Genomic DNA, 23,815 nt, shown 5'->3' with positions numbered 1-23,815 from the left:
GTTCACCAGCAAGCCTCTTGCTGCTGCTATTGCAGCGGAGGCTTGCTGTTTTTTTGTTGGATTTTTAATGGAGGAGCTACAAAAATCGACATAGATAGCCAGGCGAACATGATATGATTTTCTCGGATAAAAAAGGGTTAAAAGGTTTACATTCCCAAACCTAATGTGAGAGGTGATGCCCCTACCTACGCTCGCTTCAAACCATTTGATCCGAAAGGGAGAGAACACGGATGGCCATTAATTTTGAAGAACAGTTGCAGGCGCTTGCTGATTATTATCTGCTCAAAAGCCAAGCGGTGCGTACCGGCTCCGGAGACGAAATCACTTTGGTGCAAAATAATGACCAGCTGAGCATTATGATCAACGGGGAATGGTACCGGGATATTCCGATTCCTTCGTTAGAGCAGTTGAAACAAGGCATTTACTTGAATACCGGGGGGACGTATTCGTTTCAGTTCCAGGAGGACGGATTCGTATTTGTATCGGAGAACGGCAATTTTATCGGGCTGTCCCGTTTTGAAACGATTGAAGAAGAAAGCTTCATCGATACCGTGGACCGGATATTGAATGGTGGGGATATCGATATTGAAGACCTGCTGGACGGTTATTCTCCCGGAGCCTTTGAAACCATCACCCAAGTCAGCGGAGCGTTGAGCGGGGGCAAGGGATTGCTGGAGTATTTGGACAGCGGACTGTCTGTAGTGGGAAAGATCGGAGATGTGGTTGACCGGATCAAAACGGCGGAGGATGCACTCAAAGCGGTGGCCGATCTCGCCGAAGGCGATTTGCTCACAATGGATCCCCTCAAGGATCTGCAGGATATTCTTTCGATAGGCGGGCTGTTGCCGGGCAAGTTATCGCCACTGTTCATGGATATGTATCTGAACGGATTGCTATCCGTGGGGAGCGAATTGCTTAACGAGGGACGGGCCACCATTATTGACTATCAGTTGCGGATGATCCAGCAGTATGTCGCACTTGGCGAGGAAGAAATGGCCAGAGAGACATACCCTGAGGTCTATGAGCTCTATGAGGAATATATGGGCTCGACCACCGTGACCGATCCGGTCCCATACCGCGACCCGGTCATACTTGACCTGGATGGAAACGGGATTGAGGTGACAGCACAGGCTCTGGGCGCTTATTTTGACTTCAATGCGGACGGGTTTGCCGAAAAAGGGCAGTGGGTGAAGCCGGGTGACGGATTATTGGTCCGCGATCTGAACGGGAACGGCAAGGTAGATAATGGACGCGAATTATTCGGTGACGCCACTTACCTAAAGAACGGTAATCTTGCACAAGACGGGATTGAGGCTCTGCTGGATGTTGACAACAACGGCGACCGTCGGATTGATGCCGCGGATGCTGTATTTGGTGAACTGCAGGTGTGGACAGACTTGAACCGGGACGGTCTGGCGGCAGCGGAAGAACTGCACAGTCTGGCTGAACTGGGCGTAAAGGCGCTGGACTTGACGGCGGTGAATGCGGAAACCCTAAGCTTTACTTTTGAAAAAGCGGACGGGAGCATTCATCAGGCAGGCGATCTGTGGCTGAGTGCAAGCAAAGCGGACACGCTGGACCTTGAAACGGGCGACCTGCCTGAATCGGTGCGTAAGCTGCCGAATGTACGCGGGTATGGACAGGTAAAGCAACTGGCGGTGGCGATGGCCCAGGATGCGGGTCTGCAGGCACTGGTGGAGCAGTTTGTGGCGACGCCGGGTTATGCAGAGCAGAAGATCCTGATGGAGCAGATTCTCTATAAATGGACGGGCAGCGACAATGTCAGTCCAACCGGTAGAGGCACCAATATTGACGCCCGGAAGCTCGCAGTCGTGGAGAAAATGATGAACGAGCCGTTTGTGGGGACTACCGGAAGCAACCCGGGAACGGCTGCGGCTGCGGCCATTATGGGCGTATATGAAGGATTCAGCAACCGGATATGGGTGCAGTTGCTCAAGCAGAGCCACTTGAAGCCCATACTGGAGCGAATGAGCTATATTGTTGATCTGACGGGAGAAACGGCGACCATCGGACTTGCCAAAGTGCAGCAATATCTCGACGGGCTTCTGCAGGACAACCGGGAGCTTGGCGTGAATCTGCTGCAGAGCTTCACTTTGATGGGGCTGGAGCAGACGGTGGCGCGGCAGCCCTTCGAGGATTTAATGCTGCGGTACGCATCCAGGGACAGCGAGCTGGCGAAAGCGATTGCCGAGACGGGAGCCATCCGCCTGGGAACGGATAGCGGCGACGGGTTGACCGGTACAGTTAACCGCGATCTGATCTTCGGAATTGCCGGCAACGATAGCATTAGCGGCGATGCCGGCAACGATTATTTGCACGGCGGTGAAGGCAATGACAACTTATACGGCAATGCCGGGGACGACCAAGTGTACGGAGGTTCCGATAACGATAATCTGTACGGTGAAGACGGCAACGACCAGCTGTATGGCGGAGACGGGGCGGATATCCTCTACGGCAGTACGGGCAATGACGTGCTGGACGGGGGAGCCGGGAATGACACACTATACGGCGAGCTGCGGAGTAGCAGCTACACCGGCCTGGAAGGCAACGACACCTACATCTTCGGCAAGGGCTACGGCAACGACACGATTGTGGAAGGCGGCGGTACGGCGGATGTGGTGCAGCTCGGAGTCAACCCGGGGGATGTGGAGGTGCTGCAGGAGAGCGGCAGCCTGGTGCTGCGAATCAAGGAAAGCGGCGAGCGTCTGCTAATCAGCAATTACTTCTCGGCTGCCGCGTACAAGGTGGAGAGTGTGGCGTTTGCTGATGGCACGGTGTGGAGTCAGACGGAGCTGGAAGCGAATGTGCTGACCTTGGGCACGGAAGCGGGAGAGTCGCTGTATGGCCTGAACAACGTCCACGACCGTATGTATGGCCTGGCGGGGAACGATAGCCTGTACGGCTATGACGGCAACGACCAGTTGTACGGTGGAGACGGGTCGGATATCCTCTACGGCAGCACGGGCAATGACGTGCTGGACGGGGGAGCGGGGAATGACACGCTGTACGGGGAGCTGCGGAATGGCAGCTACACCGGCCTGGAAGGCAGCGACACCTACATCTTCGGCAAAGGCTACGGCAACGACACGATTGTAGAGGGCGGCGGCACGGCGGATGTTGTGCAGCTTGGAGTCAACCCGGGGGATGTAGAGGTGCTGCAGGAGAGCGGGAGCCTGGTGCTGCGGATCAAGGAAAGCGGCGAGCGCCTGCTGATCAGCAATTACTTCTCGGCTGCCGCGTTCAAGGTGGAGAGTGTCGCCTTTGCAGACGGCACGGTGTGGGGCCAGACGGAGCTGGAAGCGAATGTGCTGACCTTGGGCACGGAGTTGGCAGATACGCTGTATGGCCAGAATAACGTCCACGACCGGATCTACGGATTGGCGGGGAACGACAGCCTGCACGGTTATGACGGCAATGACCAGCTGTACGGCGGAGACGGCGCGGATGTGCTGTACGGCAGCACGGGCAACGACGTGCTGGACGGGGGAGCCGGGAACGACACGCTGTACGGGGAGCTGCGGAATGGCAGCTACACCGGCCTGGACGGCAACGACACGTACATCTTCGGCAAGGGCTACGGCAACGACACGATTGTGGAAGGCGGCGGTACGGCGGATGTGGTGCAGCTCGGAGTCAACCCGGGGGATGTGGAGGTGCTGCAGGAGAGCGGCAGCCTGGTGCTGCGAATCAAGGAAAGCAGCGAGCGCCTGCTCATCAGCAATTACTTCTCGGCTGCCGCATACAAGGTGGAGAGTGTCACCTTTGCAGACGGCACGGTGTGGGGCCAGACGGAGCTGGAAGCGAATGTGCTGACTTTAGGGACGGAGTTGGCAGATACGCTGTACGGGTTGAACAACGTTAACGACCGGATGTACGGTCTGGCCGGGAACGACAACCTGTACGGCTATGACGGCAATGACCTGCTGTACGGCGGGGATGGCGCAGATATCCTCTACGGCAGCACGGGCAATGACGTGCTGGACGGGGGAGCCGGGAACGACACGCTGTACGGGGAGCTGCGGAGCAGCAGTTACACCGGAGTGGAAGGCAACGACACCTACATCTTCGGCAAGGGCTACGGCAACGATACGATCGTGGAGGGCGGCGGCACGGCGGATGTGGTGCAGCTCGGAGTCAACCCGGGGGATGTAGAGGTGCTGCAGGAGAGCGGGAGTCTGGTGCTGCGGATCAAGGAGACGGGTGAGCGCCTGCTGATCAGCAATTACTTCTCGGCTGCCGCGTACAAGGTGGAGAGTGTCGCTTTTGCAGACGGCACGGTGTGGGGGCAAAGTGAGCTGGAAGCCAATGTGCTGACCTTGGGCACGGAGGCGGGAGAGTCGTTATATGGCCTGAACAACGTTCATGACCGAATCTACGGGCTGGCGGGGAACGACAGCTTGTACGGCTACGACGGCAACGACCTGCTATACGGTGGAGACGGAGCGGATGTGCTGTTCGGCAGCACGGGAAATGACGTGCTGGACGGGGGAGCCGGGAACGACACGCTGTACGGGGAGCTGCGGAATGGCAGCTACACGGGTGCAGACGGCAATGACACCTACATTTTCGGCAAAGGCTACGGCAACGACACCATCGTGGAGGGCGGCGGCACGGCGGATGCTGTGCAGCTCGGAGTCAACCCGGGGGATGTAGAGGTGCTGCAGGAGAGCGGCAGTCTGGTGCTGCGGATCAAGGAAAGCGGTGAGCGCCTGCTGATCAGCAATTACTTCTCGGCTGCCGCGTTCAAGGTGGAGAGTGTGGCGTTCGCGGATGGAACGGTGTGGGGGCAAAGTGAGCTGGAAGCGAATGTGCTGACCTTGGGCACGGAAGCGGGAGAGTCGTTATATGGCCTGAACAACGTCCACGACCGGATTCACGGGTTGGCAGGGAACGACAGCCTGTACGGCTACGACGGTAATGACCTGCTATACGGTGGGGATGGCGCGGATGTGCTGTACGGCAGCACGGGCAATGACGTGCTGGACGGCGGAGCGGGGAACGACACGCTGTACGGAGAGCTGCGAAATGCCAGCTACACGGGTGCAGACGGCAATGACACGTACATCTTCGGCAAGGGCTACGGCAACGACACCATCGTGGAGGGCGGCGGCACGGCGGATAAGGTGGAGCTCCAATTGAGCTATGAGGAGGTCATTTTTGAAAAGAGCGGCAATCATCTGCTGGTTAAAATTTCCGATGCCAAGGATCAGCTGCAAATTTCCAACTGGCAATCCGGAACCGTCTATCAGACTGAAGTGTTTCAAACCAACGATGGCAGGACGCTGATGAATACCCAGGTGAATCAGTTAATTCAAGCCATGTCGACCTTCTCGTCCTCGGCGGGCCTGAATTGGACGCAAGCTTTAAATGAACGGAAAGAAGAGGCGCTTCAGGTGCTGGCTTCATTCTGGACCACTAATCCATAAGATGGGCTACCGACAAAAACGGCTGTCCATGCATAGAAATTCAATGAATAATTCATCCGTAATCCGCAAATACTAAACCTCAATGGTTTTGGCATCAGGAAATTATTAAAGGTGGACAACGCTGATACCCTGTGCTATTTTTATGGTGAGGCTTGTTACCGGTAACGCGGGCAAAACCACAACAGATTGCGCAGTGCATGAATTTCATGCATGCGGTTTCTGTTGTCGTTTGCCCGCTTTTTTTATTTTCCTCAACAATAGGTGGTTGCTATGATTATCAAACAAATCTTCAACAACAATATCGTCAGCACACTGGACGACAAGGGGAAGGAACTGCTGATCCTCGGCCGGGGCATCGGTTTCAGTAACCGCGTCGGTGATGTGATTGACGAGAGCCGGGTGGAGAAAGTGTTCCATCTGCAGGATGAAGCTATCCAGGAGAAATTCAAGGCTTCGCTGCTGGATACGCCCCTCGAAATTTTGCAGGTAACCGACGATATCGTTAGTCTGGCGCGTACACAGCTGAACAAGAAGATCAGCGATGGGATTTATGTATCACTATCCGACCATATTCACTTTGCGACAAGGCGCATCAAGGACAATATGATTGTCGCCAACCCACTGTCGTGGGAGGTTCAGCACTTTTATAAGGCGGAGTACGATGTGGCCAAAGAATCGCTGACGCTGCTGCGTGAACGGCTGGGCATCGAGTTTCCCAAGGAGGAAATCAGCAACATCGCCCTCCATTTCATCAACGCGGAAGTCAATGATTCGATGAATGACGTGACCCATCTGATGCAGCTGCTGCAGGAGATTATGAACATTATTAAATACCACTTCAATGTGGATTTTGATGAGGACAGCGTGAATTATTTCCGGTTCATCACTCATTTGAAATATTTCTGCCAGCGGGTGATTACGCATTCAAGCCATGACGATACCGAGGAGTACCTGTACGACGTGGTCCGCAAGAATTACAAGCAGACCTTTGCCTGTATCCAAAAAATCGAGCGCTTTCTTCAAAAGAACTACGGCTATCAAATGACCCATTCGGAGCAGCTGTACCTGACTCTGCATCTCGAACGGATGATGAAAAGAAAATAACGCCACCTGGGCTTGTTACTGTTCAATCAGGCAAAACCCGAATGAGAAGGTACGGAGGTTCATTTCCGCTGCCTGGTTTCGTTCGGGTTTTTGGCATATCTGAAAATCGGAGGGATTAGCTTGAATCATCAAGAAACGGCCAAAAAAATTGTGGAAGGCGTCGGCGGAGCCCAAAATATCAATTCCGTGTACCACTGCATTACCCGGCTGCGGTTTGATCTGAAGGACAACGGCAAAGCCGATAAAAAGCAGCTGGAGAGCCTGGACAAAGTCATGGGCACCAATATCTCCGGCGATCAGTTCCAGGTTATTGTCGGCAATGATGTGCCGAAGGTATTCGACGCACTGGTCAAGGAGTATCCGGCGCTGAAGGATGCAAAGGGCGGGGAGGGCAAAGAAGACAAGGACAACAAGTCGAAGAATGTAATTTCCCGGGTGTTCGAATTCATTGCAAGCGTGTTCGCACCGATTCTTCCGGCCATTGCCGGAGCAGGTCTGCTGAAAGGCTTCATTGCCCTCTTCGTCTCACTGGGCTGGCTGGCCGCCGGTTCGGATACGTACCGGATTATCTCGGCCATCGGTGACGGGGTGTTCCACTTCCTGCCGATGCTGATCGCGTTCAGTGCAGCGCGCAAGTTCAATGCTAATCCGTTCGTCGCCGCTGCTGTCAGTATGGCGCTGATGAGCCCGGATGTGACAGCGCTGCTGTCGAGCGGCAATCCGGTGGCCTTCCTTGGCGTCCCGGTGACTTCCGTGACCTATGCCTCGTCGGTCATTCCGATTCTGCTGGCCGTCTGGCTGCTGTCTTATGTGGAAAAAGGCTTTAACCGCATCATCCCCGCTTCGCTGAAGCTGCTGCTGGTACCGCTGTTCAGTCTGCTGATCGTCGTTCCGGTAACGATGATCGTCATCGGACCGCTGGGCACATTTATCGGCAACGGCTTGTCGGGCGGCATCAACTGGCTGATTGTCGAAGGCGGACTGGTTGCAGGCATCATCCTGGGCGGAGCGATGGCGCTTATCGTGATGACCGGGATGCACTATGCACTGGTGCCGGTCATTCTCAGCAATCTCGCAACCGTGGGCTTCGACAAGTTCCTGCCGCTGACCTATATCTCGAACATGGGCCAAGCGGGTGCAACCGCAGGCGTGTTCTTCCGCGCGAAGGACAAGAAACTGAAGTCCCTTGCCCTCTCGACGGCATTGACCGCCCTGATGGGCGTTACAGAACCGGCGATGTACGGGGTCAATATGCGTTACAAGAAGCCGTTTCTGGCCGGGATGATTGGCAGTGCTGCGGGCGGCGGCTTCGCCCTGATGTTCGGTGTCAACGCTTATGTACTGGCCGGCAACGGCGGGATTCCCGGTATTCCGGCATTCATTGGATCGACGTTCTGGTATGCGATCGGCGGTCTGGCCATCGCCTTTGTCGTCTCGCTGATTGTTTCTGTCCTGCTGGGCATTAACGAGGAGACCGTGGACAATGCGGATACTAAGGAAGTCACCGGGACAACTGCCGCACCGGTTGAAGTTGTAGAAGAAGTGCACATTGAAGTAACCAATGAAACCGTCTGGTCGCCCATGAAGGGCAAGGCGATTCCGCTGACCGAAGTCAATGATCCGACCTTTGGCGAAGAGATGATGGGCAAAGGCATCGGCTTCGTGCCGGCTACGGGTGAACTGGTCTCCCCGGTGAACGGTACGGTCATGAATGTGTTCAAGACGAAGCATGCGCTGGTCATCCGCAGTTGGGACGGCGTAGAGCTGTTAATCCATGTCGGCATCAATACCGTCAAGCTGAAAGGCCAGTATTTCACGGCTCATGTCCAGACCGGAGACAAGGTATCGGCCGGAGATAAGCTGCTCAGCTTTGAGCTGGAGCAAATTGCAGAGAATTACGATATTACCACGGCAATGGTGGTTACCAATACCGATGAATACAAATCAGTTGCGCCGATCCAGTTCGGGGAGATTTCTCCGAAGCAGCCGGTGCTGAAGGTCGAAGTATAACAACCAATCTGAATCAGGAGCTGATCATTAATGAAGACTGTGAACGGATTTCCGGACCATTTCCTGTGGGGCGGCGCCATTGCCGCCAATCAGGCTGAGGGTGCTTTTAATGAGGACGGCAAAGGATTGTCGACTGCAGATATGGTGCCGTATTTCGAAAAGAAGGACTATGTGAACCTGCGCGAGCTGATGCACGTGACCAGCGCATCGATTGAGCGGGCGATGGCGCATGACAGTGCGGAAGGCTATCCGAAACGCTACGGTATTGATTTCTATCACCGGTACAAGGAGGATATTGCCTTGTTCGCCGAGCTCGGGTTCAAGGCGTTCCGGCTGTCGATCAACTGGGCGCGAATCTTCCCGAACGGGGATGACGCACAGCCCAATGAACGGGGATTGCAGTTCTACGATAACGTGTTCGATGAACTGCGCAAATATGGCATTGAACCGCTGGTGACGCTTTCCCACTACGAAATGCCAATGACGCTCGTGGAGAATTATGGCGGGTGGGCAAACCGCAAGGTCATTGATTTTTATGTAAAATATGCCGAAACGGTAATGACCCGCTATCAGGACAAGGTGAAATACTGGCTGACCTTCAACGAAATCAATACGACCGTCATTGAGCCGTTCACCGGCGGCGGTGTCGTGGAGGACCGGGTGGGCAACATCCGTCAGGCTTCCTATCAGGCGCTGCATCACCAGTTTGTCGCCAGCAGCCTGGCCACCCGGCTCGGCCGTGAGATCAATCCCGAATTCCGCATCGGCTGCATGCTGGCCCGCATGATCCACTATCCGGCGACAAGCCGCCCGGAGGATGTGCACCAGGCGCTGGTCGATAACCAGCTGAACCTGCTGCATACCGATGTTCAGGTCCGGGGCGAATATCCGGCGTTTATCGGACGCTATTTTAAGGAGAATGGCATTGAGCTGGCGACAGAACCGGGGGATGAGCAGATTCTGCGGGAGAACACGGTCGACTTTATCTCCTTTAGCTATTACACCTCTCTTGTCTCCACTACAGAGCCGGAGAAATACGGGGTGACCGGGGGCAATCTGTTCAGCACCGTCAAAAATCCGAACCTGGAGCGGACGGAATGGGGCTGGCAGCTGGACCCGATTGGCCTGCGGACCGTGCTGAAAGAGATGTATGACCGTTACCGCGTACCGCTGTTCATTGTCGAGAACGGGTTGGGCGCCAAGGACACGCCGGAAGCGGACGGCACCATCAACGACGATTACCGGATCGACTACTTCCGCAAGCATCTGACGCAGGTCAAGGAAGCGATTATGGACGGGGTCGAGGTGATGGGCTACACGAGCTGGGGCGCCATCGACATTATCAGCGCTTCCACCTCGGAAATGTCCAAGCGCTATGGCGTCATTTATGTGGATCAGGATGATCACGGCAAGGGCACGCTGAACCGGTTCCGCAAGAAGAGCTTTTACTGGTACCAGAAGCTGATCCGCTCGAACGGCGAGGATATGGAATAAGCAGTCGGGGCAAGGCGCATTCCCGTCATTGGGCAATGGGCAAGGCTATAGACAGACCAGCGAGGCAGCAGTTCTCCGTTATGGAGAATTGCTGCCTTGTTTGCGTCCGGCATGGACGATAGTGTAGAGGGGGCTAACTTTTATCGAAAAAACTGTTAATAAGAGTTGATATATGTATATTTATAGTAAACCTAAAAAGGAGAATGCGGAATGAAGAAGAGAGCTCTAATCGCAGCATCTGTTCTGTTAGTTGCCGCTGGTTCTTGTAAATCTGTTGATCCGGTAACCGATAAAGCAACGAAAGAATTCAGTGTCCAATCGATTCAGTTGAACAGCAGTAACCGCGTAGCCGAAGAATCGCTGAAAGTAAAATCAGCAATGTTTGACCTTAATGGAGTAAAGGAGCAACTATCTTTTTCATATGTTCAACACGACGGGAAAAATGTGGTGCTTCCCAATTCAAGCGAGGGGTATGCCTTAACTGCCATCCCTGGTACAGCTCAATATATTCTTGAGTATAACCATTCGGTTTATAGCCTGAATATTGAAGAAGGGTCCATTGACAAGCTGCTTTTGGATCAGGTGGATCAATACAATCTGAACGAATTAAGTCAAAAAACAATCGAAGACATCCCTTTGGTCTGGGCAGAACGCCCACATATCGATCCTTCGGGAGAGTGGCTGATCTATTACAGCAACCGGAATGTTGTGCAGAATGAGGGAGGCAGCGGCCAATTGTGGACCAAGCATCTTACATCACAAAAGGAAACCGTTGTATATGAAGGCGCATACGAATTCATCGGATGGGGCCGAGACCATGAAGTATACATTAGAGATCAGGGCAATCTGGTGAAAATTGATCTGGTATCCGCAGAAGAAACAACCATTCAAGAGAATGCGGCATTGGAAACGATTGTAGCCTACCCGTATCTTATTGCTCCGCAAATCGGGAAAATTGAAGTGATCCATCTGGAAAACGATAAAATCGTAGAGATTGAGAAAGGGGTCGGAAGGGTTGAAAAGATCCTGGCCGATCCACGCGGCAAGCTGGCAGCGGTCAAGAATTATCCCGATCCGGGCAGCTTTGATGCCAATATATTGATCATCGGAGATCTATCGCAAAATCAGGTGCGCGTAATACAGCCGGAGGAAGGATTCATAATCCAGGACTTCTCCTGGGTGGATTCCGTGAATTTATTAGTCACCCAAATCAAGAAGGGATCTAACGAACAACAGGCATATCTTGTAGATGTGAATCTATTATAAATAGCCTTGGTTTTTTTCATAATAATGATGGAACTGGGACGCCTCAACCGCCCTGTTTGTTGATAGAATAGAAGCTGCGGGGGGTGGATGGTCTGAAAGCGGCAATGAAACATCAAATCCTGATGCAGGGAGCCATCGGGAACAATGTGGCGGAGGTCTGCAAGGCGGCCGGAATATCGCGGACAGCCTTTTATAAATGGAAGGATGCCTACAATAAACACGGTATGGCAGGGCTCGCGGAGAAACCGCGGAAGCCGGTTATGCCGAACAAGGTGGACCGGAAGACGGAACGGCTGATTCTGCAGCATGCCGCGAAATTCCCGGAAGACGGGCCCAAGCGCATCTATTATGACCTGCAGGATGAAGGGATGAAGGTAGGCGAGACCGGAATTTACAACGTGCTGCGGCGGCATGGACTGAGCCGGAGAGAGCAGCGGGAGATGTATGCTGCAGCGCTCAAAGAACGGAAGCGGCAGAGTCCAGGGGCAAAAGCCGGTGCACGAAAGAACAAGGGGAGTGTCAAACTGCCGGATTTCAGGATGAAGGACCCGCGCAATGCGCGTCCGGGCTATATCTGTCAGCAGGGGATTTTTTATCTGGGGCATTTTCCGCGGGTCGGCAAGGTATACCAGTATGTGATCTACGATGTCTTCTCTACACTCGGTATGGTGAAGCTGTACGATTGTAAATCGGCGATTCATGTGATCGATTTCATGCATCTGAAGGTCATTCCGCAGCTGAAGACGCTGCATTTCAATATTGAGAACCTGGTAACGTGCCAGAGCCGTGAGTTTACGTCGAATTGGGAACGTGGCAAACATAAATACAGTGAATTTCTACATAAGCATCAGATCAATCAGGTGACGGTGAGTGCAGAGGACCACGAAATTTTTGCGCCGCTGCAGCGGTTTGCTGCGGTACTGGCGGAGGAGTTCTACCGGCCGGCCTGGGGCGACGAAACGATTGATTCGTTTGCCGCCCTGGAGAAGCGCTTACAGGAATACCTGAAAATATATACCTTTAACAGAGAAATTGCCGGCGGCCCTAACCTGGGTAAAATTCCCGCAGATGTGGCGCTTGAATACACGGGACAACGCGATGTGCTGCCGCTATGGCTGTTTACAAGGAGATAACGAAAGATGGAGAACATGAACAGGGCGGAGTCCGTGTGCATTGTCGGTGCGGGTATAACCGGAGTGTCTGCCGCCCATTATCTGGCCAAGAAGGGCTACCGGCAAGTGACCGTTCTGGAGCAAGCGGACCGTGTCGGCGGCAAATGCCATTCCTTTCTGTATCAGGGCAAAACCTATGAAATGGGCACGCTGATCGGGCTGCCCTCCTACCATGCCACGAAGCAGCTGATGGCAGAATTCGGCCTTACCGACAAGGGGCCTTTATTGGAGCGCGGCTTTTTCAATCTGCATGGGCGCAAAACCTCGCAGATTCCCATGGATCAGCTGCCGGGCTTTACCGAGGAGTTCAAACGGCTGCCCGAAATCCTGCAGCGCTATGAACGGCTGAAGGAGCCGGGCTTCCTGGGTCTGCCGGAGGAGCTGTGCCAGCCCTTCGCCTCCTGGTGCGAGCAGAACGGGCTGAATGTCATTCAGCAGGTCTTCATGCACTACTTCAGCACCTTTGGCTTCGGGAGTATATACGAGGTGCCTGCGGCTTACGTGCTGAAATTTCTGACCTATGAGGACCTGCTGTCTTTTATTGAAATTACGCATATGATTACCTGGCCGGAGGGAGCTTCCGAGCTTATCAGACGGATGGCGGAGCAGGTGAAGGATTTGCGGCTGACCTGCGAAGTACGCCGGATTGAAGCGGATGCCAGCGGCAAGGTGCGCGTGGAGACGGATCAGGAGACCGCCTGGTATGACAAGGTGATTTATACTGCATCGCTGCCGAATGCCGCCAGGCTGCTGCAGCTGTCTCCGGGGGAGCAAAGCTTGCTCGGGCGCATCAGGCATGAACGGTTTCGCGTATATGCCTACCGGGTGGAGGGCATTCCCCGGATGTCCGGTTATATTCCCGGCAACCTGGCCCCCGGCCGCAGAGGGCAGATGATGGCCTGGTACCACCGGTGGGCAGATCTGGGTAATACCGATTTGATCACGGTGTATGTGGCGGAGAACGAGGATATGACCGACCGGGAAATGCGGGAGGCTGTGGAGCAGGCCTTGCTCGGGCTCGGCGGAACCCATCTGCGGTTCTACATGATGAAGCGGTGGGAGCATTTCCCCCATGTGGATGCAGCGGCGCTTCGTGAAGGCTTCTATGAGCAGCTTGACGAGATGCAGGGACGGGACAATATTTACTTTGCCGGGGAGATCATGAATTTTCCCACGCTGGAGAAGTGTACCGTGTATGCCAAACATCTGGTCGACCGGTTCTTCTGAACAGCGGAGTCCGCAGCAGCCTTGCTGCCCTAGGGCAGCAAGGCTTTTTTACACATATTTTACATTCAAGTTAGGTTTACAGTATACGGGGCTGGAAACAACAGATTCTGCGCTGGCCCGCGGGTCATTCGTGTTCAGGGCAGTGCTGCGGACCCAGACGGACGGCAGTGTAAACTTAACTCGAAAGCAGAGTTCCAGAACGTTGATAAATCAAGGTTTCCGCGAGATTGATGAAAGCCGGGACTGTGGGTATTCTGAAGGGGAGAACAAACATGAATATATATAATAAGGAGGAACAAAGTCATGTTTCTATTCGAATCGATTCCCTGGTACTCGGCGCTGATGTGGCTGGCGGTACTGGCCGGACTCATGATCGTCAATGAATTCGCCCGGATGAGCAAATGGTTCTCGCTGTTTCTGTTTCTGGCGCTGCCGATTGTGCTGACCATTGCCGTGTGGCCCAATACGGCGGGCGAGGGCTCCAGTACCGGTACCTGGTTCCACTGGGTTAAAGTATACTCCGCGCTGGCAGGCTGTCTGGGCTTTATGGGCATCCGGTATATCAAGGGCTGGAGCAGCAACAAATACATATTGATGTTCCCGGCGATCATCCTCGCGGTCAACATCCTGGAAGCGGTTATCCGCGATTTCCAGGTGTACAGTCTGGATGGTATGGTCGACGGTGTAATGATGGTGGGCGGTCCCTGGAATATTATGAACGGGATTGCGGGCATTCTGAACATTATCACCATTTCCGGCTGGATGGGCATTGTCATCAGCAAAAGCAAAACCAAGGATATGCTGTGGCCGGACCAGCTGTGGTTCTGGATTATTGCCTATGATATCTGGAATTTCGCTTATGTGTACAATGCCGTATCGGATCATTCCTTCTATGCAGGCGCAGCGTTGCTGGTCTCCTGCACCATTCCGGCCTTCTTCTTCAAGAAGGGCGCCTGGCTGCAGCACCGTGCACAGACCCTGGCCATCTGGATGATGTTCACGATGTCGGTGCCGTCCTTCGTCGGAGAGTCCAAGTTCGCAGTGCAGTCTTCGCACAGTGAAACCGCCCTGTGGGTTGTCAGTGCCTTGTCTCTGGCTGCCAATGTGGCTGTGCTTGTCTACCATGTCTACAAGATTGCCAAGCACAAACGCAATCCGCTCAAAGAGGAAATCTACACTGATTTGGCGGCTTACAAGGCGATTGCAGAGGATAAGGATACAAGCGTGGATGTAGTGGAAAAAAGAATCACCGGTGCTTCCGCTTAATTAATGGGAGGATAACCGGATGCTTCCGGTAAAAGAATGGGCCGATCCTTATAGCCGTTTATGGCTGTAGGGATCGGCCCTTTTGCGTTTATTGGAGGACGGTGGGTAAGCGCTCCTCAAGCCTTGCTAAAAGCTTGGAGCAGTCACCGGCTGCGAACGGACCCAGCAGCCGCTATTTTGGCAGTATAACCGGTTTTGCAGGATTAACGGACACACTCCCTATTCCAGCTCCACTACCGCCATCGCGTGATTCTCCAGGTACGGAACCGTGTAGCTAATGGAGCCGTCTTCGCCTGTCTGATACGGAAGCTCTTCCATGTCAGGAGCAAGGTACACCCGTCCAACGGATGCGGAAGCCGGCAGATTCAGAGTGACGGTGACATCACGCAGCGGCACGATATCTTCAATGACCTCGATGCGGCCCTTCAGCGCAGGCGAGGCATAGAGCAGATGGTTGACGTAACGCCGCTCTGCCGGCTGATACTGCAGCGTCGCAATTCCCCGGGCAGGCAGATTGCTCTGCAGCAGCGGCTGCGGGAGCAGGCGGGACAGGGCATGGAGGACCATCTCTTTCAGAATGAGATGCCCGTTGTCGGCATAATCGCTGAATACATCCCAGGCGATATAGATGCCGCTTTCGGATTCGACCATGCCGGGGCCGCTCTCCTCCCGCGCGCTTGGGGTATGCAGATGCGAGCAGAAGGTGAAGACATCGCGGTTGAAGTACGGATTCTCCACACTTCCGAGGGACTGGCCGCCTGCAAGCGTAACAAGCTGCCCTTCGCCATACATGACATAAGAGGCCGGGAGCAGCGGGCCGGGGACGAAATCCGGGCGGAAATAAGCAGGGCGGTAAGGGTTGGTTCCCTGCCAGCTCAGCCCGAGGTCCAGGGCAAAGGCTGTGCCGTCCGGGCCCAGGCCCGAGCGTCCGGTGGCGAGCACTTTGCCGCCTCCTGCCGTGAATTCGGCAATGGCTGCCGCAAGCTCCGGCCACACCGGTACTTCGTCCGGCAGGATCAGCACTTTGTAATCGCTGAAATCGGCGGCTGTATCTACGATGTCAAACAGATAATGCCCCTCGCTGAGGATGCGCACGGCACCGGCGTCGGCCTGGTTCGGCCGGCCGGCGAGCGCTTGACCGCCGGGGCAGGCTTCGCGCGCCGCCTCCAGCGACAAGACGGCGATATCCGCTACGGACTCCGTTCCGGCGCACCACGGCTCCTTCATTTCAACCTCCGAATAAGCGGCGCCGATGAGGGTATAGGTGGCTTCGTCCATAAGGCCAACCGGGTGCAGCTGGTCGCCGACCGAGCATTTGGCGCCATGGGCCAGGCTGAGCGCCGCCTCGTACCGCAGCGCGTTCGGATGCTTATAGCCGCCGAACTCGCCCCAGGAGGTATGGAATTTGCCGGTCATGCCAAGGAATTCCATCCCCAGCGTCTGGGCATAGCGTGCCGACAGCGGGAAGTGATCGTAGCCCCAGCCGCCGGTCGGCAGCGATTCCAGCTCCAGATGCGTGTTGACATGGGCGAGATCGCGGCGGCCCCGCCGCTGATGGCCGCTGTTATGGAACACCGGCAGGCCCGGCTTCACAGCGTCGATGGTCTCGCGCACCCGGCGCGCATAGTTCAGGTAAGTCCGCTCGCCTAAGGCGGCGACGGCAGCTTCGTCGCGCGGGTCCTGGCCGGCAGCCCGCAGGTCGGCTACGCAGTACTGACAGCGGCATTTACGGCTGCCGACGATGTCGAGGAAGATGCCGTCCGCATCGTAGCGGGTGACCACCTCATGAATCTGGGCCAGCAGAATATCGAGATAAGGTGTATTGAAGCAGAACTCATGATAGCCCGGGGTCATGAAATCCTTGACCCAGCGGGTCTTGTCCTCTGCATCGCGGATCAGCCATTCGGGATGCCTGCGCGCCAGCTTCTCGTCGAGTCCGGCCGACAGATAGACCGGTGTCAGGACGCCGATCTCGTGGGCGGCCTCGATCATGGCACCAAGCAAATCGAACGACAGCTGCGGATGCATCTCATTGGCTTCGCTGGGATGATATGCCCAGCCGTGATGGCATTTGGAGAAGACGGTGATGGATGAGACATGACCGGTCTTCAGCATGGACTGAAACTGTTCTTTGGAGAAGGCGCTTCCGATACCCGGAATGGCTTCAGAAGTATGGAAATCCAGATGGACCTGACGAAAACGCATGGATTAACAGCCCCTTGCACATTAGGATGTAAAACCGATTCCCTGTCAATGTAACTCTTTTTCCGGGGCTGAACCAGTGATAAACTAGACTTGAAGTAGCACAAAACCGACTTGGAGAGGGAGGTGAATAAGGTGCTGTGTCTTGAGCTTGCCATTCCGCCGCTGCCGCAATTCGTTACGGTGGGATATGCCGTCTGGTCGCCGGGGGATCAGCATTTCGCCCGCACCTTTGGCGTGTACGATCTGCTGCTGGTGAAGCGGGGAACGCTTTATATGGAAGAGTCCGGACAGCAGTACGCGGTAGGCCCCGGCAAACTGCTTGTACTGGAGGCCGGGCTGCCGCATAACGGATACCGCCCGTGTACGGAGCCTACGGAGATATACTGGGTTCACTTCATTCATGAGCTCCCGGCGGCGAAGCTGCGCCGGGAGGAGATTGCCTGGTCGTCGCTGCTGGCCAAGGGGACGGTGGAGGACGAGGCGCCTTCCGCCCAGCAGCGGCTCTACATTCCCAAGTTCGCGGATGTCGATACCGGTGTACTTGAGCCGGTACTGCTGGAGATGAACGGAATACACAACCGCTTGAACACGGAGAATGCGCTGCGTCTGCATGTGCTGCTGGCGGAGCTGCTGGCCTTGCTGCAGGCGGACTGTGCCCGCACAGCAGCGCCCGAGCCCTCGCTGCGCCTGGCACAGGCGGCGGCAGCGTATCTGGACAGGCACTGGCGGGAGCCCTTTGAGCTGGCGGAGCTTGAAGAGGAGCTGCATTTCCAGGCGGATTATATCGCCCGGTGCATGAAGCGGCATATCGGGACGACGCCGCTGCAATACGTGCTGCATCTGCGGCTTGAAGAAGCGAAGAAGCTGCTCGGCGGTACGGTGCTCGGCATCGCCGAGATCGCCGAGCAGGTGGGCATCCGCGATGCGAATTACATGACGAGGCTGTTCACGGCAAGACTCGGCCTTACGCCGGGGGCCTACCGGCGGCTGCGGCAGCGGAATGCGGCGGCTCCGGCCCCGGCCCGGGCGGAAGACCGTGAGTGAACCCGCCGGGGTGGTCTTCCGCCGGCTGGAAACGGCCGTTTCCAGGTCAATCCCACCGCCGGTCATTCCACCGCTAGCCATAAAGGCAGCAATGCCAGCCGGTGTTGCCCGCTGCCTTCAGTTATCCTGCAGCTTCTCGCGGTATTCGCTGGGCGAGCAGCGGAATACCTTGCGGAACTGGCGGGAGTAATAATTCTGGTCGCGGAAGCCGCTGTCCATCGCCACCTGGGAGATGGAGAGGTCAGGATTGCGCAGCAGGGTACAGGAATAATCGAGCCGTTTGCGGATGATATAGTCCATCGGCGTGGTCTGGTAGTTGCGGGTGAAGACACGCAGGAACTGGCGGGTCGACATATAGGCCATATCCGCCATTTCCTGCAGGGTGATCGGCTGCAGGAAGTGCTCCTCGATATAGGTGATGGTCTCGCCGATTCTTAGCGCCTTATTCTCCGCATGTCCGCCGTTCTGCTGGTAATAGCGTGACAGCATGCCGACCAGCGCCGTGAAATAGGTGCGGACCATTAACCGGTACCCCTCCGGCTGGCCGTCATGCTCAGCGAGAATGGTATCCAGCAGCCGCGTTGCTTCCTGCAGCTGCGGACCGTCCAGCATAAGCATGCCCTTGAAGTACATCTCCTTGCGGTAGAACGGCTCGATGTAGAACAGCGCCTGAAAGCCCGGCAAGAGCCGCAGCTCGGGAAGCTGCAGCAGCTGCTCGGGCTGGAACATCACGTTGACGTATTCGATGCCGTCGACATTCTTGTAGCCGTGGGACACATCGCTGTGAATCAGAAACACCTGGCCGGCGGAAACGGGGTACTCCTTCCCTTCAATGATATGAACGGCATGTCCCGACAGGATAACGACAAGCTCCGAGAAGTCATGGCAGTGGACGTAGTAATCGTGGTTCAGCGGACATTTCTGGATGCGGAAGGTGAAGCCCGGCTCCAGGCCGATGTCCCGCGCGTATAGTTTGGTAGTCATGGCAGTATTATGCTAAAGAAGGTCGGGATCGTCAAGGCGCAAAAGCGGCGGCGGCGCTACCATTAGGATGCGGGCCTGCTGCCGGTTATACCGGGCGCAGCAGGGGCCTGCATGATGGATAGGAGGGATATGATGAACGCGTTATTTGACGATACATTCTCTAAATTAAGGAAGGATTCAGCCGGGCCGGTTATTTTGTTCCTCGGGGACAGCATAACGGCAGACGGTTCTTACATCCGTTTCGCCTCAGACTGGCTGCAGAGCCGCCGCCCGGATCAGCCGGTGAGGCTGATTGCGCGCGGGGTGCCCAGCGAGACGGTCTCGGGTCTCAGCGAAGCGGCGCATCCGTTTCCGCGGCCCTGTGTCCATGACCGGCTGGCGGAGGAGCTGGCGTCTGCAGCTCCGGATATTGTAGTGGCCTGCTACGGGATGAATGATGGAATATACCACCCTTACGGCGAGGAGCGCTTCGCCGCTTACCGGGCCGGAATGCAGCGGCTGAGCGAACAAATCGCGGCAGCGGGTGCCCGGACGGTGCTGCTGGCGCCGCCGCCGTTTGATGCCGCCTCGTTTACCGGCCCGCTGCTGCCGGAAGCTGCGCCCGATTTCAGCTATCTGACCCCGTACCGGGAGTATAATCAGGTGCTGAAGCGTTATGCCGATTGGCTGCTTACCGGCAGCTGCCCCGCCGATTTCGTCATAGATATGCACTCCCCGCTCTTGGAGCATATCCGCCGGCAGCGTATGCTGGACACCGGATACCGTTACGGTGACGGGATTCATCCTGATGCTTCAGGCCATGCAGCCATGGCCCGGACACTGCTGCGGGAGCTGCTCGGTGCGGAAGCCGGAGAACTGGAGAATGTGGGGAATGCAGGGAATGCAGGGAATGCGGACTAAAGACCTCCCGCGAACGTATGATTGACAACCAAAAAGGTGCAGGATTATAGTAAGGTCACTCTAAGAGCAGGGAGTGAGGACTCTTGAATGTATGGCAGACGCTCCGTTCGCGCAAATATTTACAGCGCATTCTGCTGAGCTTTATGCTGGTGGTCGCCACGCTGGCGGTAACTTCGCTCGTACTCAATTCAAATGCCCGCGGCAAAGTGCTCAGTATGCAAAATGAAGCTGACCGCAAGCTGCTGACCCAAATCAACTACAACATCGAGAACATGAACGGCATCGTGAAGGATTTGGCGGTCTCCATGTTCAATGATGAGGAGCTGCTGGCGCTGAAATCCGGCGGCGATTTCAAGCAGAGCATTCTGAAGATTGAACGGCTGAACCATACGGTGGCGTCCTCGCCGTATCTGCATGCCGCGGTCTTTTACAACGGGAAGCAAGACAGGTTCTTCTCTTCCCTGAACCATGAAGTTCCGAACGAGACACTTTATGGCGCACTTAAGGATTATATGGATTCCCGCGCTGATCTGCCGAAGCTGCAGCTGATTCCGCTGGATCTCGACGGCAGGAACGAAGGAATTGACGTATTTGCCTTCTTCATTTACGATGGCGCGTCCCTGGGATCGGTCAACGACAATGTGCTGATTCTGACGGTAAAGCCGGACTGGATGCTCGATAATGTGAAAGCGCTTAACCTAGTGGCGGAGCGGGAAAATGACGTGCTCTTCGTCACCGACAGCGAAGGGCAGGTGCTGATCTCCACCGACGGTGCGCTGCCGTCCGGTCTGAATCTGAAGGAGGATCTGCTCCCGCGGATCGCCGGCGGCGGCGAGACGCCAGGAACCTTCGTCTATACCCATGAGAACCGGAAATTCAAGGTGACTTATTTGAGCAAAGCCCTGAACAACTGGCAGATCGTCAGCATGCAGGACTACGACGCCGTCCTCGGCAGTGTCCGGCAGATGAAATGGACGGAGGTCGCGGTGACGCTGTCCGTGGTGCTGCTGGCGGTGCTGCTGTCCGTGTTCTTCTCGCTGCGGCTGTATAAGCCGGTCGGCCAGCTGCTGACCCTGGTTCCGCAGGGCGGCGCGCCGCAGGCGAAGGATGAGCTGTCATTGATCGCGGCGAATGTGACCGAGATGATCGGCAAGCTCAAGGGGCTGGAGCAGGAGCGGGCCTCGCAGACCAACATCGGCAAGCTCTATCACCTGCGCAGCCTGCTCGGACTCAGCGGGAGCATGGAGGAGACGGAGTTTCTGCGCTTGCGGGAGCAATACGGCATCGACATCGCCTATCCGGGCCCGCTGCGGCTCGCACTGGTGCAGATCGATGATCTGCAGGGGCTCGGTAAAGGGCCGGGCTCACGGATGGAGTCGCTGTTCTACTTCGCGGTCGCCAATATCGGACAGGAGCTGCTGCGCCATACCGGCTCCTGCGAAGCGGCAGATATGAAGAGCGGGCACCTCGTGTTTATCGTAGGCGGAGACAACAGGAAGCTGGAGCGGCTCGGTGACAGCTTCCGCGAACTGCAGCAGACTATTCTCCAGTATTACCGGATTACCTTCACGGTCACACTGAGCGAGGTGTTTACCGACTACCGCCTGATCACGCAGCAGTATAACCAGGCGGTACGCCACAGCAACTACCGGATGATCTTCGGCAAGGGTGCGGTGCTTGAGCCGGAGCGGCTGCGTGCCAATGAACAGAGCGAATCGCTGCGGATTCCGCAGGAATTGGAGCGCCGGGTCATTGAAGGCTTGAAGAGCGGCGATCTGGAAGACACGGAGCAGGCCATCCGCAGCTGGCGAGAGCTGCTCGGCGGCTTCAGCTTTGAGAATATGTTCTCTTCCGTGCTGCATCTGGCGGTGACGCTAAGCAATACGCTCGGCGAGATGAATCATAACAATCTGAACCCGGTATCGGTCAATTTGCAGGCCATTAACCGGCGAATTCTGGAAAAGGAAACACTGGATGAGATCGAAGAGGTTCTGCTGGAGGTCGTGCGCGAGGTGTGCGGGCAGCGCCGCAGCGGACGCGAGGACAAGAACAGGCTGCTGGCCGACACCGTCAAGGAGGTCATCGACAAGCATTACGAAGACCCTGATCTCAACCTGCAGCGGATTGCCGATATGCTGAAGATGAGCTCCGTGTATCTCGGCCAAGTGTTCAAGGCGCAGGAAGGCGCAAGTGTCGTGGACCGCATCAATGAGGCCCGTCTGGCCAAAGCACGACAGTATCTGGAGCAGCAGGATATGACGGTGGCGGAAATTATGGAGAAGGTGGGCTTCGGCAACGAAAGCTATTTCTACAGACTGTTCAAGCGCCGCTACGGGGCGACTCCGAAGGAATACCGGCTGAAATCGGCCATTGACCGCAGCACCTAACTGAAATCTTTTGGAAGCAGGGCCCGCAAAGGAGAGAGCCGATTTGCGGGCCTTTGCCTGTCTTATCCGGCGGTTCCGCAGACTGTACAGGATTCCTTAGTCCATACAGCCCTCATGTACAGCAATCCGTGATCTATACAGCCCCTCTGTACAGCAATCCTGCAATTGTACAGTAACGTTCCGCCCCTTTCTGCGCTATCGTTAGTCGTGCAAAGCCTGAGACTAAGGGCAAGCGTCAAGGATGGAAAGGAAGGAGCTTTGCTATGTTGAAAAGGGTTACAATGGCCTCCGGCACGGAGCATGTTCCGGTCCCGGGTGCGGGGCTGGCGGAACAGGGACCGTATCCGGATTCGCCGCGGGGCACACAGAAGAAGAAGTCATGGTTCCGGAGAGAGCTTCACCATTTCCGGAACAACCGGGAGCTGTTCCTGCTCTCGCTGCCGGGAATATTGTACAAATTAATTTTTGCCTATATTCCAATGATCGGTCTCATTATCGCCTTCAAGAATTACCGTTATGATCTGGGCATGTTCGGCAGCAAGTGGGTGGGGCTGGACAATTTCCGTTATTTATTCGCTACGGATACAGCCTGGCGGATTACACGCAACACGGTTCTTTATAACACCGCTTACATTCTGGTCGGGACCTCGGCGGCGCTGCTGCTGGCGATCCTGTTAAATGAAATCAAGGCGAAGTGGAGCAAGTTCTACCAGACGGCTTTGTTTCTGCCCCATTTCCTGTCGTGGGTGCTCGTGGGTTATGTGGCCTACGCGTTTCTGAACCATTCCGACGGCTTCATTAACCGCACGCTGGAATCGCTGGGCTTCGATCCGGTGAGCTGGTATCAGACGGCGGCGCCGTGGCCGTTCATCCTGATCCTGGTGCAATTGTGGAAAGTGGTCGGGTTCAACACGCTGATTTATTTCGCGGGCATCATGGGGATTAACAGCGAATATTACGAGGCGGCGCGGATCGACGGGGCAACCAAATGGCAGATGGCCATCAAAATCACCATTCCGCAGCTGGCGCCGCTGGTCATTATTATGCTGATTCTCTCCATCGGCAATATGTTCCGCGGGGATTTCGGACTGCACTACTTCATACCGAACAACTCCGGGTTCCTGTACGGCTCCACGGATATTATCGATACGTATGTGTACCGTGCCCTGCGTGAAGTCGGCAATGTCAGCATGTCTGCGGCAACGGGCTTCTACCAGTCAGTGGTGGGTCTTGTGCTGGTGCTGACGGCGAACGGCATTGTGAAGAAAATTAACCCGGATCATTCCATGTGGTAAGGAGGAGGCCTAGC

General features: G+C 55.6%; 14 protein-coding genes. 12 read left to right on the top strand and 2 right to left on the bottom strand.

Annotated features, from left to right (window positions below):
• Positions 1-230 precede the first annotated feature (230 nt).
• The 8 genes from F1379_RS23745 (at position 231) to F1379_RS23710 (ending at position 14,986) form a co-directional block, all read left to right on the top strand.
• The gene (locus tag F1379_RS23745) at positions 231-5,447 is read left to right on the top strand and encodes a calcium-binding protein (RefSeq protein WP_150274674.1); all 5,217 of its coding nucleotides are present in this window, start codon (positions 231-233) and stop codon (positions 5,445-5,447) included.
• Between the two features lie 270 nt (positions 5,448-5,717).
• On the top strand, positions 5,718-6,551 hold the full coding sequence (licT, locus tag F1379_RS23740; protein WP_150274672.1) for a BglG family transcription antiterminator LicT: 834 nt from the start codon (positions 5,718-5,720) through the stop codon (positions 6,549-6,551).
• Positions 6,552-6,671: 120 nt separating this feature from the next.
• Positions 6,672-8,561 (top strand): beta-glucoside-specific PTS transporter subunit IIABC, encoded by a 1,890-nt coding sequence (locus tag F1379_RS23735; protein WP_150274670.1) that lies wholly within the window; start codon positions 6,672-6,674, stop codon positions 8,559-8,561.
• Between the two features lie 30 nt (positions 8,562-8,591).
• The gene (locus F1379_RS23730; RefSeq protein ID WP_150274667.1) at positions 8,592-10,055 is read left to right on the top strand and encodes a glycoside hydrolase family 1 protein; all 1,464 of its coding nucleotides are present in this window, start codon (positions 8,592-8,594) and stop codon (positions 10,053-10,055) included.
• Positions 10,056-10,265: 210 nt separating this feature from the next.
• Entirely contained in the window at positions 10,266-11,321 is a 1,056-nt protein-coding gene (locus tag F1379_RS23725) for a hypothetical protein (protein WP_150274665.1), read from the top strand.
• Positions 11,322-11,425: 104 nt separating this feature from the next.
• On the top strand, positions 11,426-12,454 hold the full coding sequence (locus F1379_RS23720) for a helix-turn-helix domain-containing protein (RefSeq protein WP_150274663.1): 1,029 nt from the start codon (positions 11,426-11,428) through the stop codon (positions 12,452-12,454).
• A 6-nt stretch (positions 12,455-12,460) separates the two neighbouring features.
• Entirely contained in the window at positions 12,461-13,720 is a 1,260-nt protein-coding gene (locus F1379_RS23715) for a flavin monoamine oxidase family protein (protein WP_150274660.1), read from the top strand.
• Between the two features lie 303 nt (positions 13,721-14,023).
• Positions 14,024-14,986 carry a DUF5692 family protein gene (locus tag F1379_RS23710; RefSeq protein WP_150274658.1) on the top strand — a complete coding sequence of 321 codons (963 nt, stop codon included), beginning with the start codon at positions 14,024-14,026 and terminating at the stop codon, positions 14,984-14,986.
• A gap of 219 nt (positions 14,987-15,205) precedes the next feature.
• Here F1379_RS23710 and F1379_RS23705 read toward each other — a convergent pair whose 3' ends face one another.
• Positions 15,206-17,191, bottom strand: coding sequence for an alpha-amylase family protein (locus F1379_RS23705; protein ID WP_150274656.1), 1,986 nt, complete (start codon positions 17,189-17,191; stop codon positions 15,206-15,208).
• A 123-nt stretch (positions 17,192-17,314) separates the two neighbouring features.
• Between F1379_RS23705 and F1379_RS23700 the strand changes: the two genes are divergently transcribed.
• Positions 17,315-18,235 (top strand): AraC family transcriptional regulator, encoded by a 921-nt coding sequence (locus tag F1379_RS23700; RefSeq protein ID WP_239004785.1) that lies wholly within the window; start codon positions 17,315-17,317, stop codon positions 18,233-18,235.
• Between the two features lie 117 nt (positions 18,236-18,352).
• Here the strand turns inward: F1379_RS23700 and F1379_RS23695 are convergent, their stop codons facing one another.
• A complete protein-coding gene (locus F1379_RS23695) occupies positions 18,353-19,219 on the bottom strand; it encodes an AraC family transcriptional regulator (RefSeq protein WP_150274655.1) in 867 nt (288 codons plus the stop codon).
• Positions 19,220-19,351: 132 nt separating this feature from the next.
• Here F1379_RS23695 and F1379_RS23690 point away from each other — a divergent pair, with 132 nt between their 5' ends.
• The 3 genes from F1379_RS23690 (at position 19,352) to F1379_RS23680 (ending at position 23,801) form a co-directional block, all read left to right on the top strand.
• On the top strand, positions 19,352-20,119 hold the full coding sequence (locus tag F1379_RS23690; RefSeq protein WP_162551269.1) for an SGNH/GDSL hydrolase family protein: 768 nt from the start codon (positions 19,352-19,354) through the stop codon (positions 20,117-20,119).
• A gap of 83 nt (positions 20,120-20,202) precedes the next feature.
• On the top strand, positions 20,203-22,506 hold the full coding sequence (locus F1379_RS23685) for a helix-turn-helix domain-containing protein (protein ID WP_150274650.1): 2,304 nt from the start codon (positions 20,203-20,205) through the stop codon (positions 22,504-22,506).
• 281 nt (positions 22,507-22,787) lie between these two features.
• Positions 22,788-23,801: an ABC transporter permease gene (locus tag F1379_RS23680; RefSeq protein ID WP_420850527.1), complete on the top strand. Its 1,014-nt coding sequence runs from the start codon at positions 22,788-22,790 to the stop codon at positions 23,799-23,801.
• The last annotated feature ends 14 nt before the right edge of the window (positions 23,802-23,815 follow it).

Source organism: Paenibacillus tepidiphilus (assembly GCF_008635795.1).
Taxonomy (GTDB): Bacteria; Bacillota; Bacilli; order Paenibacillales; family Paenibacillaceae; genus Paenibacillus_AQ; species Paenibacillus_AQ tepidiphilus.
Note: the sequence above shows the minus strand (reverse complement) of the source record. Positions and strands in the feature narration are given on the sequence as shown.

Coding starts and splice junctions, on each gene's coding strand:
- F1379_RS23745 (WP_150274674.1), top strand. CDS start 231: ATGGCCATTAATTTTGAAGAACAGTTGCAGGCGCTTGCTGATTATTAT.
- licT (WP_150274672.1), top strand. CDS start 5,718: ATGATTATCAAACAAATCTTCAACAACAATATCGTCAGCACACTGGAC.
- F1379_RS23730 (WP_150274667.1), top strand. CDS start 8,592: ATGAAGACTGTGAACGGATTTCCGGACCATTTCCTGTGGGGCGGCGCC.
- F1379_RS23725 (WP_150274665.1), top strand. CDS start 10,266: ATGAAGAAGAGAGCTCTAATCGCAGCATCTGTTCTGTTAGTTGCCGCT.
- F1379_RS23720 (WP_150274663.1), top strand. CDS start 11,426: ATGAAACATCAAATCCTGATGCAGGGAGCCATCGGGAACAATGTGGCG.
- F1379_RS23715 (WP_150274660.1), top strand. CDS start 12,461: ATGGAGAACATGAACAGGGCGGAGTCCGTGTGCATTGTCGGTGCGGGT.
- F1379_RS23710 (WP_150274658.1), top strand. CDS start 14,024: ATGTTTCTATTCGAATCGATTCCCTGGTACTCGGCGCTGATGTGGCTG.
- F1379_RS23705 (WP_150274656.1), bottom strand. CDS start 17,191: ATGCGTTTTCGTCAGGTCCATCTGGATTTCCATACTTCTGAAGCCATT.
- F1379_RS23695 (WP_150274655.1), bottom strand. CDS start 19,219: ATGACTACCAAACTATACGCGCGGGACATCGGCCTGGAGCCGGGCTTC.
- F1379_RS23690 (WP_162551269.1), top strand. CDS start 19,352: ATGAACGCGTTATTTGACGATACATTCTCTAAATTAAGGAAGGATTCA.
- F1379_RS23680 (WP_420850527.1), top strand. CDS start 22,788: ATGGCCTCCGGCACGGAGCATGTTCCGGTCCCGGGTGCGGGGCTGGCG.